General features: G+C 72.6%; 9 protein-coding genes. 2 read left to right on the forward strand and 7 right to left on the reverse strand.

The features are described from left to right. Positions 1 to 19 precede the first annotated feature (19 nt). The gene (locus tag DN069_RS05060; RefSeq protein WP_111499599.1) at positions 20 to 229 is read right to left on the reverse strand and encodes a hypothetical protein; all 210 of its coding nucleotides are present in this window, start codon (positions 227 to 229) and stop codon (positions 20 to 22) included. Between the two features lie 89 nt (positions 230 to 318). On the opposite strand from DN069_RS05060, the gene DN069_RS05065 reads away from it, so the two are divergent. Then, positions 319 to 747, forward strand: a complete 429-nt coding sequence (locus DN069_RS05065) for a MarR family winged helix-turn-helix transcriptional regulator (RefSeq protein WP_243638914.1) — start codon at positions 319 to 321, stop codon at positions 745 to 747. Between the two features lie 46 nt (positions 748 to 793). On the opposite strand, the gene DN069_RS05070 is transcribed toward DN069_RS05065, so the two are convergent. From DN069_RS05070 to DN069_RS05095, 6 genes are all read right to left on the reverse strand, one after another. Continuing rightward, complete coding sequence (locus DN069_RS05070; protein WP_424556254.1) at positions 794 to 2,164, reverse strand: M1 family metallopeptidase; 1,371 nt, start codon at positions 2,162 to 2,164, stop codon at positions 794 to 796. Positions 2,165 to 2,245: 81 nt separating this feature from the next. Beyond that, a complete protein-coding gene (locus DN069_RS05075) occupies positions 2,246 to 6,166 on the reverse strand; it encodes a Pls/PosA family non-ribosomal peptide synthetase (protein WP_111499600.1) in 3,921 nt (1,306 codons plus the stop codon). A gap of 100 nt (positions 6,167 to 6,266) precedes the next feature. Further along, complete coding sequence (gene hrpA, locus DN069_RS05080; RefSeq protein ID WP_111499601.1) at positions 6,267 to 10,337, reverse strand: ATP-dependent RNA helicase HrpA; 4,071 nt, start codon at positions 10,335 to 10,337, stop codon at positions 6,267 to 6,269. A 45-nt stretch (positions 10,338 to 10,382) separates the two neighbouring features. Next, positions 10,383 to 10,877 (reverse strand): GNAT family N-acetyltransferase, encoded by a 495-nt coding sequence (locus DN069_RS05085; protein WP_243638915.1) that lies wholly within the window; start codon positions 10,875 to 10,877, stop codon positions 10,383 to 10,385. Between the two features lie 224 nt (positions 10,878 to 11,101). After that, the gene (locus DN069_RS05090) at positions 11,102 to 12,076 is read right to left on the reverse strand and encodes a quinone oxidoreductase family protein (RefSeq protein ID WP_111499614.1); all 975 of its coding nucleotides are present in this window, start codon (positions 12,074 to 12,076) and stop codon (positions 11,102 to 11,104) included. 115 nt (positions 12,077 to 12,191) lie between these two features. Then, a complete protein-coding gene (locus tag DN069_RS05095; RefSeq protein WP_243638916.1) occupies positions 12,192 to 14,006 on the reverse strand; it encodes a bifunctional 3'-5' exonuclease/DNA polymerase in 1,815 nt (604 codons plus the stop codon). Between the two features lie 377 nt (positions 14,007 to 14,383). Between DN069_RS05095 and DN069_RS05100 the strand changes: the two genes are divergently transcribed. Next, complete coding sequence (locus tag DN069_RS05100; protein WP_111499603.1) at positions 14,384 to 16,024, forward strand: bifunctional aspartate transaminase/aspartate 4-decarboxylase; 1,641 nt, start codon at positions 14,384 to 14,386, stop codon at positions 16,022 to 16,024. The last annotated feature ends 137 nt before the right edge of the window (positions 16,025 to 16,161 follow it).

A 16,161-nucleotide genomic window follows, 5' to 3' on the forward strand; every position in this document is an offset into this window, starting at 1 on the left:
GTCGTCACCGGCGGCCGCGTCACCCGCCGCCGCAGCCGCCCGCGGCGCTCGCGTCGCCACCGAACAGCACCACCAGTCCCACGGCGACGGCGGCCAACACCATCAGCGAGATGAGCACGGCGAGCAGCACCTTGCCGTTCCGGCCCCGAGGCGCGCCCGGCGGCGCGGCCGCGGGCTGGGGCGCCTGGGGCTGGGGCAGTCCGTCCGTCCAGATCGTGTCGGTCGTCATGTCCCCTGGGACGTGTGCGGACCCGGATCGGTTTCCTCCGGGTCCGTCGATATTTGAGCCCCTCAATTTCCCGGACGTACACTCGCTCCATGAGCACGAGCAAGGCGGAACTGATGGACGTGATCGCGGCTGTCGGCGGCGCGTACTACCAGGACTTCGCCGCCGTCGCGGCGCGACAGGGGCTGACCCCCGTCCAGGCCAAGGTCCTGGGCGCGGCCGTCCGCGCTCCGCTGCCGATGCGCGCGCTGGCCGAGGCGCTGGTCTGCGACGCGTCCAACGTCACCGGCATCGTCGACCGGCTCGAGTCCCGCGGGCTCGTCCGGCGTGAGGCGGGCCCGCAGGACCGGCGCGTCAAGATCGTCACCGCGACGGACGAGGGCCGCGCGGCGATCCTGGCCGTCCGCGAGGACATGAAGTCCGTCCACGACGCGCTGGACCGGCTGGACGAGCAGGAACGGGACACGCTCCACGCCATCCTGCAGAAGCTGCTGCCGGAGCTCAGCCAGCTGACCGCCTGACCGCCTGCCGCCAGACCCGCCTGACCGCTGATCCACCGTCCGGAGCCTAGTGACCCGGCAGGGCGGGCAGCTGGGTCTCGAAGAGCCACTCGTGCAGCAGCGCCTCCACCGGGGCCGGTCCGTAGCGGCGGACGTGGGCGAGGAACAGCTCGGTGCTGACCACGCCGTGGCGGTGCTGGCGGGTCCAGTCCCGCAGCATCCGGAAGAACGCCTCGTCGCCCAGGGCCACCCGGAGCGCGTGCACGGTGACGCCGCCGCGCTGGTAGAGGCGGTCGTCGAACATCAGCCGACGGCCGGGGTCGGCGAGGCGCAGGTCCTGGGGGAGCGAGGTGAGCAACTCGTACGACTTCGCCGCCCGTTCGCGCGCGGGCGGCCCGCCCGCGGCCTCGGACCAGAGCCACTCCGCGTACTTGGCGAAGCCCTCGTTCAGCCAGATCTGGCTCCAGTCCGCCACCGAGAGGCTGTTGCCGAACCACTGGTGCGCCAGCTCGTGGGCGACCATCCGCTCGGACGGCCAACCCGCATCGAGGTGGTTGGTGCCGAAGGTGGCCATGCCCTGGGACTCGACGGGGACGTCCAGCTCCTCGTCGACGACGACCGCGGTGTAGCGGTCGAACGGGTAGGGGCCGAAGAGCTCCTGGTAGAGGCGCATCATCTCCGGCTGCCGGGAGAACGCGGCCGCGAAGGCCGGCACCTTGGGGTGCGGCGCCCAGCCGAACTGGGGGACCTCCCCCGCGTCCGGGTCGTCCAGGCGGATCTGGTGCAGCGGGCTGATGGCGACCCCGACCAGGTAGCTGGAGGTCGGCGCGGGCTGCTCGTAGACCCAGGTGGTGCTGGAGGACTTGACGGTCCGGGTGAGCAGCCGCCCGCCCAGCGCCACGGCGTAGGACGAGGGCGTGGTCACCGAGATCTGGTACGAGGCCTTGTCCGCGGGCCGGTCGTTGCACGGGTACCAGGACGGGGCGCCGGTCGGCTGGCTGGCGACGAGCGCGCCCTCCTCCAGCTCCTCCCAGCCGATGCCGCCCCAGGGGCTGCGGACCGGCTTCGGATTGCCGGTCCAGTGCACCTCGACGGTGAACGCCGCGCCCGGCAGCAGCGGCTTGGCCGGGCGGACGCGCAGCTTGCCCGCGCGGTGGGCGTAGTGCGGGGCCTTGCCGTTGACCAGGATCCGGCCGATGCGGAAGCCCGCGACCAGGTCCAGGGCGAACTCGGCGAGCGGCGCGGCGCCCTCCGCCGCTATGGCGGACAGCCGCGCGGTGCCGGCCAGGCGGTTCGGCTCGGGGCGGTAGTCGAGCGCCAGCTCGTAGCGGTGCACGCGGTAGCGCGGGTCACCGCTGGTCGGGAAGTACGGGTCGGGCTCGGACACGCCCGCTGTGCCCGTCGCGTTCTGCTGCTGCCGGGCCTGTCGGGGACTCACCGGTGTTCCGCTCCCTGCCGCCGTGCGTGTTCGTTCCTCGCCGCGTTCCGTGCGCCGCCTGTGCGCGTGCGCGGCCGGGGATCAGCCCCGCCACGCCTCGATCGGGTTGCCGAGCCAGCGGGTGTCCGCGGGCACCGACTCGCCGCCCATGACGAGCGAGGCCGGGCCGAGCGTGGTCCGGGCCCCGACCCGGCTGCCCGGGAGGACGATGCCACCCGGACCCAGGGTGGCCCCTTGATCGAGTACCACAGTATCCATGCGCATGATCCGGTCGTGGAAGAGATGCGTCTGCAAAACGCAGCCGCGGTTGATGCTGACGCCGTCCCCGAGGGTCACCAGATCGGACTCGGGCAGCCAGTAGCTCTCGCACCAGACGCCGCGGCCCACGCCCACGCCGAGCGCGCGCAGCCAGAGGTTCGTGAGGGGTGTGCCGGGGGCGCGGCCCACCAGCCACGGCACCGCCAGCACCTCGACGAAGGTGTCGGCGAGCTCGTTGCGCCACACGAAACCGCTCCACAGCGGGTGGTCCACCGCCTTGAACCGGCCGACCAGCAGCCACTTCGCCGCGACGGCGACCAGCGCGCCCAGCACACCCGCGCCGAGCAGCACGAAGCCCGCGAGCTCGATCGTGCCCGTCTGCCACAGCAGGCACAGCGCCGCGCCGGTGACCACGGCCAGCGCCGCCGAGCAGAACACCGGGACCAGCCGGCACAGCTCGACCACGCCGCGTGCCCACAGCAGCCGCGCGGGCGGGTCGTAGGTGAGGCCCTCGTCGCCCTGCTTGGCGGCCCGGGGCAGCCGCACCGGGGGCAGGCCCAGGTAGGAGGAGCCCTTCTTGGCCTTCTTCGGTGTCGCCGACAGCACGCCGACCAGGCCGCCGTCCGGGACGGAACGGCCCGCGCCGGTCATGCCGGAGTTGCCGAGGAAGGCCCGGCGGCCGATCTCGGCCCGGCCGATCCGCAGCCAGCCGCCGCCCAGCTCGTAGGGGGCGGTCAGGGTGTCGTCGGCAAGGAATGCGTCCTCGCCGACCGTGGTCAGGCTGGGCAGCGCGAGGACGGTGGAGATCTCGGCGCCGCGGCCGACCTTCATGCCGAGCAGCCGCAGCCAGACCGGGGTGACCAGGCCCGCGTAGAGCGGGAAGAGCGTGTCGCGGGCGGCGTCCATCAGCTGACTGACGGTCCAGGCCTGCCAGCCCACCCGGCTGTGCACCGGGTGGTGACCGGTGCGCAGGCCGACGCTGAGCAGTCGGACGGAGGCCAGCACCAGCAGCGCGTAGGTCGCGCCGTAGGCGAGGGCGGCCGGGACGACGGCGAGCAGTGCGCCGCGCAGCGCGGCGCCGCCGTCGTCGGCCGAGGCGACGAACTGCGCCGCGACCAGCGCCGCCGGGGCGCCCGCGAGGAAGGGCAGCAGGGTCAGGAAGGCGCCGCTCGCGCCGTAGGCGGCGGACCAGCGCAGGTGGCGGGCGGGACGCCGCTTGGGCCAGGCGTGGTCGGCCTTGCCGACCTTGACGGCGGGCACGCCGCCCCAGCGCTGGCCGGTCGGGATCTGGCCGGTGACGCCGGAGCCCGGCACGACCTCGGCGCGCTTGCCGACGCGGGCGCCGGGGAAGAGCACGGTGCGGGTGCCGACCACGGCCTGCGAGCCGACCTTGATCGGACCGACCTCGAGCCGGTCCCCGTCCAGCCACCAGCCCGCCAGGTCCACCTCGGACTCGACGGCGCAGCCGCGGCCGAGCTTGAGCAGCCCGGTGACCGGAGGCAGCGAGTGCAGGTCCACGTCGGCCGCGATGCGGGCGCCCAGCGCCCGGCCGTAGCGGATCAGCCAGGAGCCGGACAGCTCGGTCGCGCCGCTGTACTCCGCGAGCCGCTCCGCCGTCCACAGCCGCAGGTGGACCGAGCCGCCGCGCGGATAGGTGCCGGGAGCCAGGCCGCGCAGCAGCAGCCGGGCGCCGCCGGCCGCGATCGCGATCCGTCCGGGCGGGGAGAAGAGCAGCACGGCCGCAGAGCCGACCAGCCACCAGGAGGCTGTCGGTGCCCAGGTGTACGGTCCGAACCAGTGCAGGACGTTGCCGAGCGTCAGCAGGGCCGTCGTCCAGCGCAGTGCGACGAGGGTGAGCAACGGCACCAGCAGCGCCAGTTGGATCGCCTGGGCGCGGCGCGGTGTCGGGCTGATGACGCGCTGCTCGCCGCCGGTGCTGGCCGAGCGGTCCAGCAGCTTGGCCTGCTTGCGCAGCGTCGGGTGGGCGTAGACGTCGAGGACGGCCACGGAGGGGAAGCGCTCGCGCAGCAGCGTGGCCAGGCGCGCGGCGGCCAGGCTGCCACCGCCTATCGCGAAGAAGTCGTCCTGGTGGCTCGTGACGGGCACGCCGAGGATCTCGGTCCAGCGCTCCGCGAGCCACGCCTCGGTGCCGGCGAACCGCTCGGCGGGCTCGTCCTGGCCCGCGTCGGGCAGCGGCCAGGGCAGCGCGTTGCGGTCGACCTTGCCGGAGGTGCGCGTCGGCAGGTCGTCCACGACCGCGAGGATCGGTACGAGCGCGGCGGGCAGCTCCTTGCGGAGCCGCTCCAGGGCGTCCTGGCGGCTCCACTCCTCCGTGGTGACGACGTAGCCGACCAGCAGCTGGTTGCCGCCGCGCGCGGTGCGGACCGCCGCGGCCGCGCCCGCGACGCCGGGCAGCGCCTGCAGCGCGGCGTCGACCTCGCCCAGCTCGATGCGTCGGCCGCCGAGCTTGACCTGCTCGTCGGCGCGGCCGAGGAAGACCAGGCCCTCCGCGTCCGCGCGGACCAGGTCGCCGCTGCGGTACGCCCGCTCCCAGCCGAGGGAGGCCAGCGGCGCGTACTTCTCCGCGTCCTTGGCCGGGTCGAGGTAGCGGGCCAGCCCCAGCCCGCCGATGACGAGCTGGCCGGAGCCGCCGATCGGGACGGGCTGCTCCTGCTCGTCGACGACGGCCAGCTCCCAGCCGTCCAGCGGCAGGCCGATGCGGACCGGCTGGTCGCCGTCCATCAGCGCGGCGCAGGCGACGACGGTCGCCTCGGTCGGGCCGTAGGTGTTCCACACCTCCCGGCCCTCGGTGACCAGGCGCGCCACCAGCTCGGGCGGGCATGCCTCGCCGCCGAAGATCAGCAGCCGGACCTCGCTCAGCGCCTCGGCGGGCCAGAGCGAGGCGAGGGTCGGCACGGTGGAGACGACGGTGATCTCCTGGTCCACCAGCCACGGCCCGAGGTCCGCGCCGCTGCGCACCTGCGCGCGCGGCACCGGCACCAGGCAGGCGCCGTGCCGCCAGGCCAGCCACATCTCCTCGCAGGACGCGTCGAACGCGACGGACAGCCCGGCCATCACCCGGTCTCCGGGCCCGATCGGCTCCTCCTGCAGGAACAGCGCGGCCTCGGCGTCGACGAACGCGGCGGCGCTCCGGTGCGAGACGGCGACGCCCTTGGGCTTGCCGGTCGACCCGGAGGTGAAGATGATCCACGCGTCGTGGTCGGGGGTGGGACGCAGCGCGCCCGCGCCCGGGGCGGGCGCGGCGGCGGGATCCGTCGGCTGGTCCCGCGTCAGCTGCTGTGGGGTCAGCTCACGCGGCGTCACCTCATGGAGGGTCAGCTTGTGGTGGGCACCGAGGATCGCGCGGACCTCGGCCTCGCCGAAGACCAGGGCCGCACGCTCGTCCGGGTCCTCGAAGTCGACCGGCACGTAGGCGGCGCCGGCGGCGAGAACGGCGAGGATGCCGACGTAGAGGTCATTGGTGCCCGAGGGGATCCGCACACCGATCCGGTCGCCCGGGCGGACGCCGGCGGCGGCCAGCCGCTTGCGCAGCGTCTCGACGGAGGCGGCGAGCGCGCGGTAGCTCAGCTGGGCCTGCCCGTCGTCCAGCGCTGGCTCGTTCGGGTGGGCCCGGACGGTCGCGTCCAGCACGTCCACCAGGGTGCGCGGTGGCGCGCCCGAACCCGCGCTGAACAGCGCCAACGGCGTGGCGCTCGCAGGCTGAATGGTCGTGGCGATCGTCATCGGCCCTCGTCCCTTGTTGACAAGAGAATCGAGTTTACCGAACTAAGGTGTCGAAACCGGGCAACTGTGACCGATGCCCGGCTCCGATACCCCAGATGCCTCAGTTTCGAAGGGTGTCGATGGCCTTCAGGATCCGTTGCTCGGAGATCGAGTACGGGGTGCCCAACGGCTGCGCCCACAGGCTCACCCGCAGCTCCTCGATCATCCAGCGGATCTGCAGCACGCCCTCCTCGTCGCGCCGCTCCGGCGGCAGCTCCGCCAGCAGTTCGGCGTAGGCGTCCTGCATCCGGATGATGGCGCTGGTGCGGTCCCGGTCCCGGATCGGGTCGTCGGTCAGCTTCACCAGGCGGCGCTCGATCGCCTTGAGGTAGCGCAACAGGTCCGGCAGCCGGCGCAGTCCGGTCTCCTGGACGAAGCCGGGGTGGATCAGCTCCTTGAGCTGGGCCCGGACGTCCGTCAGACCCGTCAGCAGCGCCAGGCTGTTGCCGATGCCCTTGAGCCGCTCCTGCACCCGATGGTGCACGGCCAGGATGTTGGCGGTCTTCACCACCGCGTCCGCGGTCGCCTCGTACAGCTCGCCGCGCACGTGGTCGCGGAGCTTGGTGAAGTCCTCGCCGTCCCAGGCCGGGCCGCCCGCGTCGGCGATCAGTTTGTCCGCGGCGGCGACCACGCAGTCGGCGAACAACGCCTCGGTGCTGCCGTGCGGGTTGGCGGCCAGCGCCAGCTTGGCGCCGTTGCCCAGCCGCGCCTGGATCGAGTTGACCGGCGAGTTGGCCCCCAGCAGGATCAGCCGCCGGGTGCCCGCCGCCATGGCGTTCCGTTGCTCGTGCGGGGTGTCGAGCAACTGCACCGAGACCGAGTCGCCGTCGTCGACCAGGGCCGGGTAGCCCTTGACCGTCGCGTTGCCGCGCTTGGTCTCGAACGTGTGCGGCAGCTCGCCGATGGTCCACTTGGTCAGGCCGCGCTTCTCCAGGCCGCCCGCCGCCTTGGCGATCGCCTGCTGGGTGCGCGACTTCAGCTCCAGCTTCAGCCGGTCCAGGCTCTTGGCCTCGGCCAGCTTCCGGCCGCGCTCGTCCTCGACGCGGAAGGTGATCCGCAGGTGGTCCGGCACTGCGTCCAGGTTCCAGCTGTCGCGCGGCACGGGAAGGCCGCGCAGCCGGTGCAGCTCCCACTCCAGGATCTCGACCATCGGCTTCTCCGAGGCCTCGTCCACGTGCGCGGCCAGCGTCTGCATCAGGCGCTTGGCGTAGTCGGGGGCGGGGACGAAGTTGCGGCGCAGCGCCTTGGGCAGCGACCGGATCAGCGCGGTGACCAGTTCCTCGCGCAGGCCCGGGATCTGCCAGTCGAAGCCGGCCGGCTTCACCTGGTTGAGCAGGGTCAGCGGGATGTGGACGGTGACGCCGTCCTGCTCCGTACCGGGCTCGAACTGGTAGGTGAGCGGCAGCTCCAGGTCGCCCTGGTGCCATACGGAGGGGTAGTCCCGCTCGGTGACGGTCTCGGCGCTGTCGTTGACCAGCAGCTCGGGCGTGAAGGTCAGCAGGTCCGGCCTGGACCGGTGGGTCTTCTTCCACCAGCTGTCGAAGTGGGCGGCGGAGACGACCTCCTGGCCCACGCGCTGGTCGTAGAAGTCGAACAGGGTCTCCTCGTCGACGAGGATGTCGCGGCGCCGGGCCCGGTTCTCCAGCTCCTCGACCTCGTCGAGCAGCTTGCGGTTGTCGTGGAAGAACCGGTGGTGGGTCCGCCAGTCGCCCTCGACGAGCGCGCGGCGGATGAACAGCTCGCGCGCGAGCTCCGGGTCGATGCTCCCGTAGCCGACCTTGCGGCCCGCGACGAGCGTGAGCCCGTAGAGGGTGACCCGCTCGAAGGCGACCACCTGGCCGCGGTCCTTCTCCCAGTGCGGTTCGCTGTAGTTCCGCTTGATCAGGTGCTGGGCCAGCTCCTCGATCCACTGCGGCTCGACCTTGGCGGCGATCCGCGCCCACAGGCGGGAGGTCTCCACCAGCTCGGCCGCCATCACCCAGGCCGGCGTCTTCTTGAACAGCGCCGAACCGGGGAAGACCGCGAACTTGGCGCCGCGGGCGCCGAAGTACTCCTGCTTCTCGGCGTCCTTCGAGCCCACATGGGAGAGCAGGCCGGACAGGAGCGAGCGGTGGACGGCGTCCCCGTCGACCTCGTCGGGCATGTGCGCCGCGCCGAGCTCGACGTCCAGGGACTTGGCCACCTGGCGCAGCTGCGCGTCGATGTCCTGCCACTCGCGGATACGCAGGTAGTTGAGGAACTCGGCCTTGCACATCCGGCGGAACTGGCTGCTGCTGAGCGCCTTCTGCTGCTGCTTCAGATAGCGCCACAGGTTCAGGTAGGTGAGGAAGTCCGAGGTCGGGTCGGTGAAGCGGGCGTGCAGCTGGTCCGCGTGCGTGCGCTTCTCGACCGGCCGCTCGCGCGGGTCCTGGATGGAGAGGGCGGCCGCGATCACCATGACCTCGCGGATCACGCCCTTCTTCTCGGCCTCCAGCACCATGCGCGCCAGTCGCGGGTCGACCGGCAGCTGGGCCAGCTTGCGGCCTATGGGGGTCAGGCGCATCGCCCGGCCCTGGGCGGCCTCGCTCTCCAGGGCGTGCAGCTCCTGGAGCAGGTCGATGCCGTCCTTGATGTTGCGGCGGTCCGGCGGCTCGATGAACGGGAACGCCGAGATGTCGCCCAGCCCGGCCGCCGTCATCTGCAGGATGACCGAGGCGAGGTTGGTGCGCAGGATCTCCGGGTCGGTGAACTCCGGCCGGGCGAGGAAGTCGTCCTCGGAGTAGAGCCGGATGCAGATGCCGTCGCTGGTACGGCCGCAGCGGCCCTTGCGCTGGTTGGCGCTGGCCTGCGAGACGGCCTCGATCGGCAGCCGCTGCACCTTGGTGCGGTGGCTGTAGCGGGAGATGCGGGCCGTGCCAGGGTCGATCACATAGCGGATGCCGGGGACGGTGAGGGAGGTCTCCGCGACGTTGGTCGCCAGCACGATCCGGCGGCCGGTGTGCGACTGGAAGACGCGGTGCTGCTCGGCGGAGGAGAGGCGGGCGTAGAGCGGCACGACCTCGGTGTTGCGGAGCTTGGCCTTCTCCAGCGCCTCCGCGGTGTCACGGATCTCGCGCTCGCCGGAGAGGAAGACGAGGATGTCGCCACTGCCCTCGTGGCCGAGCTCGTCGACGGCGTCGACGATCGCCTGGACCTGGTCGCGGTCCCGGTCGATCCCGCCGCCGCCCCCGCCGCCGCCCCCGCCGCCGCTCGAACCGTCCTCGTCGTCGTCCTCGTCGACGCTGTCGTCGATGATCGGCCGGTAGCGGACCTCGACCGGGTAGGTGCGGCCGGAGACCTCGATGATCGGGGCCTCCTTGCCGGTGCGCGGGTCCGCGAAGTGGCGGGCGAAGCGCTCCGGGTCGATGGTGGCCGAGGTGATGATCACCTTGAGATCCGGGCGCTTGGGCAGCAGCTGCCTGAGATAGCCCAGGATGAAGTCGATGTTGAGGCTGCGCTCGTGCGCCTCGTCGATGATGAGCGTGTCGTACTGGCGCAGCTGCCGGTCGTTCTGGATCTCGGCCAGCAGGATGCCGTCCGTCATCACCTTGATCGCGGTCTGCTCGCCCACCTGGTCGGTGAAGCGGACCTTCCAGCCGACGGTCTCGCCGACCTCGCTGCGCAGCTCCTCCGCGACGCGCTCGGCCACCGTGCGCGCGGCGATCCGGCGCGGCTGCGTGTGCCCGATGAAGCCGCGGACGCCGCGGCCGAGCTCCAGGCACATCTTGGGGATCTGGGTCGTCTTCCCGGAGCCCGTCTCACCCGCGATGATCACGACCTGGTGGTCGCGGATGGCCTCGAGGATGTCCTCGCGGCGCCCGCTGACCGGCAGTTCCTCCGGGTAGGAGGGCGTGGGCACCGCGGCCCGGCGCTTCTCCAACCGCTGCTCGGCGGCGTCGACCTCGGCGGTGACGGACGCGAGGACGCGCTCGCGCTTCTCGGGCTCGCGTACCTTCCGCAGGCCCTCGAGCCGCCGCCCGAGCCGTTCCTCGTCGCGCAGCGACAGCCCCGTCAGACGGGTGGCCAGTGCGCCGAGCTCCCCGCTGAGCGCGGGCGGCTGCGCGGGCCGCCGGCGGGGACGGGCGGATGCGGTGTTCTGCTGCTGGGTTCCCATTGCACGGACAAGCGTACGCAAGGCGGTGCGGGGCCTGTCGACCCGTTATCCGCGGCGGGGCTCCTCCGTCAGCTCCGTCAGCCGGAAGTGCACCATCCCGTCCGCCGGGGGCACCGGCACACGGGCGAAGCCCGCCCGCACCAGGACCGCCTGGGAGGCCGTGTTCGCCGGCGCGGTGCGCGCGGTGACGGCGCGCACGTCGGCGTGCTCCAGCGCGAGCGCGGCAAGCGCGCGCACCGCCTCGGTCGCGTACCCCGCGCCCCGCGCCCCCGGCGCGAGCTCGTACCCGAGCTCGACCTCACCGGCGACGCTGGGCGGCCCGTGGAACCCGATCCCCCCGATCGCGTGATCGTCCGCGCTCCGCACGATCACGAACAGGCCCCAGGGCGGCACGTACCACCCCACCTCCGCCGCCCGCGCGGTGATCCCGGCCAACTCCCACACCCCGGCCCCGGGCGCCTCGGCCACCCAGTCGAACCCACTCGGATCGAACGGCGGAGGCACGAGACAGAGCCGCAGACGGGGCGTGGTGAGGAGCACCTGCCGACTATGCCACTTTTCGGCACGCAAGAGCCGCCAGGGGCGCGGAGCTCTGCCGATTCGCGTCTCCTCCCCCGGGGGTTTGCTGCCGCAGGTAGTTGCACCTACCGAGGGGCGCGGGGTGCGCGAGAGCCACTGGCGTGCGGATGGTCCTCAACGCGCAGGGCCGTCCGCACGCATGGGGGCCTCCCCCAGCCGAAGGCTGGAGGCGCGGACGGGGTCCGTCAGCGGACTCGGAGGAGGAGCTTGCCCGTGCTGGCGCGGCTCTCCAGGAGGCGGTGGGCCTCACCCGCGTCCGCCAGGGAGAACTCGCCGGTGACCGGGACGGTGATGTTCGCGCGCTCGGCCTCGCGGAAGGCCTGCTCGGTGAGGATCCGCAGGCGGGTGGGGTCCGAGGCCGCGAGGCCGAGGATGCTGAAGCCCGCGACCGAGATCCCCCGCGGGGCGACGTCCGCGAAGCCCGCACTCCACGGCTCCGCGTCGCTCGCGTTCCCGAAGCTGACCGCGCGGCCGAAGCGGGCCAGCGCAGCGACACTGCGGCGCCAGCTCTCCCCGCCGACCGGGTCGAGGGCGATGTCGACGCCGCGCCCGTCGGTCGCGCGCAGCGCCTGCTCGTCGAAGTCCTCGCCGACCAGGACCTCGTCGTAGCCGAAGTCCTTGGGGTATGCGGCCTTCTCCGGGCGGGAGACGACGCCGAGGACGCGGCCCGCGCCGGCGGCGCGGGCCAGCTGGCCGGTGACCGTGCCGACGCCGCCCGCCGCGCCCTGGACCAGGACGGTCTCGCCCTCGCGCACCCGCGCTACCTCGTGCAGCAGCGCGTAGCCGGTGGCGAGCACCGTGCCGAGCGCCGCGGCGTCGCGCAGGTCGAGAGCCTCGGGCACGGCGAAGGTGGTGGCGGCGCGGGCGATCGCGGTCTCCGCGTAGCCCTGGCCGTTCAGCATCGCGAAGACGTGCTGGCCGACGGCGAGGTCGGTGACGTCCGGGCCCAGGGCGCGGACCGTGCCGGAGACCTCCAGGCCGGGCCGGAACGGCAGGGTGTCCACCCGGTAGCCGACCGAGCGCGCCTTGGCGTCGGCGAAGTTGACGCCGGCCCAGCTCACGTCGATGGCGACCTCACCGGGGCCGGGCTCCGGGGTCGGCGCCTCGACGACCTGGAGCACCTCGGGGCCGCCCAGCTTCTCGAATGCAACTGCACGCATGTCCGTCATCCCCCAGCGGAATCTGGGTGTTCGTCGAGCGTCGAACACCTGGTGGCACTGAGTGTACGACATCCGACGAACACTTCAAGGGCTCTTGATCAAAAAGAGCTCGCGCTCAAAAGCCCGGGCCCTCCTCGTCGTCCAGCTCGGAGTCGGTGGGCTCGCCGCCCTTCGCGTCGGCATAGCGCTCGACGATGTGCGTGTCCATCGGGAAGTGGACGGGGGTGTCGCCGAAGACCAGGCGGCGGGCCTCCTCCGCCGAGGCGGTCACCGTCGCGGCCACCGCCTCCGCCAGCGCGATCGGGCTGTGCACCACGATCTCGTCGTGCTGGAAGAAGACCAGGCGCGGCCGCTCGCCCGCAGGGCCTGGCGGCAGCTCAGCGAGCCGGCGGCGCAGGGCGGCGATCAGGGCCAGCGCCCAGTCCGCCGCGCTGGCCTGGATGACGAAGTTGCGGGTGAACCGGCCGCGCGAGCGCGCCGCCGAGCCGGCCCGGCCGCCGCCCTCCTCCGCGAGGGCGTCGACGTCCCCGCCGTACGCCGCGGCGGTGGCGTCCTGCCAGGCGGCGGACGGGGGCGGGCAGACCCGGCCGAGGCGGGAGCGGACCGTGCCGCCCGCCTCGCCGGTGCGCGCCGCCGCCTCCACCAGGCCCATCGCCTGCGGGAAGCGCCGCCGCAGGATCGCCAGCAGCGGGCCGACCTCGCCGCTGGTCTGCCCGTACATCGCGCCGAGCAGACCCAGCTTGGCCCGCGCCCGGTCCCCGCCGAAGGCGTCCGCGGCCAGCCCGGCGTACAGGTCGCCCGCCGCGCCCGCGCGGATCAGCCCCGGGTCGCCGGAGAGCGCGGCCAGCACCCGCGGCTCCAGCTGGCCGGCGTCCGCGACCACCAGTCGCCAGCCGGGATCGGCGACGACCGCGCCGCGCAGGATCCGTGGGATCTGCAGGGCGCCGCCGCCCCGGCTGGCCCACCGGCCGGAGACCACGCCGCCCACCACGTACTCGGGCCGGAACCGGCCGCCGCGCACCCAGGCGTCACGCCAGGCCCAGGCGTGCGCCGCATAGACGCGCGACAGCTCCTTGTAGCGCAGCAGCAACGGCGCCGCCGGGTGATCGACCTGACGCAGCATCCAGTTCCTGGTCGAGGTCAGGCTGACGCCCTGTTTGGCGAAGGCCTGCAGCACCTGACCGGGGGAGTCCGGGTTCAGCTGCCGCGCGTGCAGGGCCTCCTGGAGCTCGATGCCGAGCGCTGCCAGCTTGGGCGGGCGCGCCCCGCTGGCCGCCTGGGCCGCCGTCGGGCGCGCCCCGAGCAGCTCCTCCAGCAGGGCGTCATGGACCGTCGTGCTCCAGGGCAGGCCGTCGTAGGCCATCTCGGCGGCCACCAGCCCGCCCGCGGACTCCGCCGCGACCAGCAGCCGCAGACCGTGCCGGTCTTGTTCCGGCAGTGCGGCGAGCCGGCGCAGCTGCTCCGTGTGGACGGCGACCAGCGCCGTCAGCGGGTCCACCCCCGGTTCGAGCCGGCTGCGGTCCGGCGCGAAGAGGGCGTCCTGCGCGTGGGCGTCCGCCTCCGCAGCGGCCAGGCCGAGAGGCAGGTCCCTCGGCACGGGCAGCCCCCGAAGTCGCGCCCACGCCGCCCCGAGCGAGCGCGGCTCCCCGTACGCGCCCTCCTGGGCGAGCAGCAGCGGCTCGACCAGCTTGACGTCGTGGCAGCGGCCCAGCCGGCTCGCGGGCAGTTGGGGGAGCAGGCGGACGTAGACCTCGTCCGTGGCCGCCCAGACCCAGCGTGGCCGCTGTGCCTGCTCGCGGGCCGCCATCGCGGCCGCCAGCTCCCGCACCCGCTCGACCGGCCCCGTCGGCTGCCCGTGCTCGTCCAGCGGCTGGAGCCGTCCGCCCGGACCGTCCTGGTCCGCGTCGACCGCGATGCGCAGCTCCGCCACCGTTCGTCGTCCCTGTCGTCGTGTCTGGTCTTCGTCTTCTGCCCGTCCTGTCGCGAACGTAGCACCGGCCACTGACAACGCCGGTCAGCGGCGGCGAATCGCTCGGGCGGCGCACTCATCGGACAAAAGGTAGTGAATCTTGCTTATCGTTCGAAGTCGGGCGGAGATCGCGGCCGCCGTGACGAACCAGAGAGGGGTTGCGCCGGTGCACTGGTTCACCACCCACATCTTCAAGCCCTATCCCGAGCTGCTGATCTTTCTCACCGTCGCCATCGGCTTCCTCGTCGGCAAGCTGCACTACAAGGCGATCGGGCTGGGCGCGGTGACAGGCTGTCTCATCGTGGGTCTCCGTCCGTCACATCCCGAAAGGCACCGTCATGGCCAAGCCGTCCGTGAGCCGCGAGGAGATGCAGCGGCTCTCCTCGCTCAGCCCCTTCGAGCTGAAGGGGGCCTTCATTGCCCTGGCCGAGAAGTACGCGGAGGGACAGAAGGGGAAGTCCACCGCGCACATGCTCAACGCCGGGCGCGGCAACCCGAACTGGATCGCCACGACCCCGCGCGAGGCCTTCTACGCCCTCGGCTACTACGCCCTGACGGAGAGCCGCCGCGTCTGGACCGCCGACAACCTCGGCGGCATGCCCGAGAAGGAGGGCATCGGCGGCCGCTTCGACGCCTGGGTGCGCAGCCACCCGGAGCTGCCGGGCGTCGAGATGCTCAAGGACTGCGTCGGCCTGGCGGTCCAGCGATTCGGCTTCGACCGGGACGCCTGGATCCACGAGCTGACCGACTCCGTCATCGGCGACAACTACCCTGTGCCGGACCGGATCCTCACCCACGCGGAGAAGGTGATCCGCGGCTACCTGCACGACGAGCTGATGCAGGGCAAGCCGCCGGCGGGCAACGGGATGGACCTGTTCGCCACCGAGGGCGGCACGGCGGCCATGTGCTACATCTTCGACTCGCTGATGAAGAACGGCGTGCTGCACAAGGGCGACAAGATCGCCCTGATGGTGCCGGTCTTCACCCCCTACATCGAGATCCCCGAGCTCGAGGACTACGAGTTCGACGTGGTGACGGTCGCGGCCAGCAACTTCGCCGAGGCGGGCGTGCGTGAGTGGCGCTACCCGGCCGAGGAGATCGCCAAGCTGGAGGACCCGGCGGTCAAGCTGCTCTGCCTGGTCAACCCCAGCAACCCGCCGTCGCTGGCGCTCTCGCAGCGGGTCACCGACCAGATCAAGCAGATCGTCGCGAGCTCGAACCCGAACCTGATCATCGTCACCAACGACGTCTACGCCACCTTCGTCAACGGCTTCCGCACCATCGCCGCCGACCTGCCGCGCAACACGCTGCTCGTCTACTCCTACTCCAAGCACTACGGCGCCACCGGCCACCGCCTCGGTGTCATCGGCCTGCACCAGGACAACGTGATCGACGACGCCATCGCCGGACTCGGCCCGGACGAGAAGGCGCGCCTGGACAAGCGGTACGGCACGCTGACGCTGGAGCCGGAGAAGATCAAGTTCATCGAGCGGCTGGTCGCCGACTCGCGCCAGGTGGCGCTGAACCACACCGCCGGCCTGAGCCTGCCGCAACAGGTGCAGATGGTGCTCTTCTCGCTGTTCGACCTGCTGCCCGAGGGCCAGGACTACAAGACGAAGCTGCAGGCCATCGTGCGTCAGCGCCTCGACCTGCTGCTCGAGGGCTCCGGCATGAAGATCAACGACGACCCCTGGCGGGCCGGCTACTACATCGAACTCGACCTGCTGGCGGAGGCCGAGCGCGTCGGCGGACAGCCGTTCGCCGACTACCTGCAGACCAACTACGTCCCGACCGAACCACTGTTCCGCCTCGCCGAGCAGACGGGCGTGGTGCTGCTCAACGGCGGCGGCTTCGACGGCCCGGAGTGGTCCGTGCGCGTCTCGCTGGCCAACCTCGACGACCTCGACTACCTGAAGATCGGCCACCACCTGAAGGAGATCTTCGCGGACTACCGGCGCGAGTGGGAGCAGTCCAAGTAGCGACCGGATCAGCTTCAGCTCGGGGTCAGGGTGAGGCCCAGCCCGGGAGTGCTGCGGCGGATCGCCACGGAGCCGCGGGGGGCGGTGAGGCGGAGCCAGGAGGGGTGGCGGTGGAGGGCGAGCTGGGGGGACTGGCG

The sequence above is a fragment of the Streptacidiphilus pinicola genome, from assembly GCF_003258295.1.
GTDB classification, from domain to species: domain Bacteria; phylum Actinomycetota; class Actinomycetes; order Streptomycetales; family Streptomycetaceae; genus Streptacidiphilus; species Streptacidiphilus pinicola.

What these genes read in the sequence shown, in the direction of transcription:
- DN069_RS05060 (WP_111499599.1), bottom strand. Translation starts at nt 229, where the DNA reads ATGACGACCGACACGATCTGGACGGACGGACTGCCCCAGCCCCAGGCG.
- DN069_RS05065 (WP_243638914.1), top strand. Translation starts at nt 319, where the DNA reads ATGAGCACGAGCAAGGCGGAACTGATGGACGTGATCGCGGCTGTCGGC.
- DN069_RS05075 (WP_111499600.1), bottom strand. Translation starts at nt 6,166, where the DNA reads ATGACGATCGCCACGACCATTCAGCCTGCGAGCGCCACGCCGTTGGCG.
- hrpA (WP_111499601.1), bottom strand. Translation starts at nt 10,337, where the DNA reads ATGGGAACCCAGCAGCAGAACACCGCATCCGCCCGTCCCCGCCGGCGG.
- DN069_RS05090 (WP_111499614.1), bottom strand. Translation starts at nt 12,076, where the DNA reads ATGCGTGCAGTTGCATTCGAGAAGCTGGGCGGCCCCGAGGTGCTCCAG.
- DN069_RS05100 (WP_111499603.1), top strand. Translation starts at nt 14,384, where the DNA reads ATGGCCAAGCCGTCCGTGAGCCGCGAGGAGATGCAGCGGCTCTCCTCG.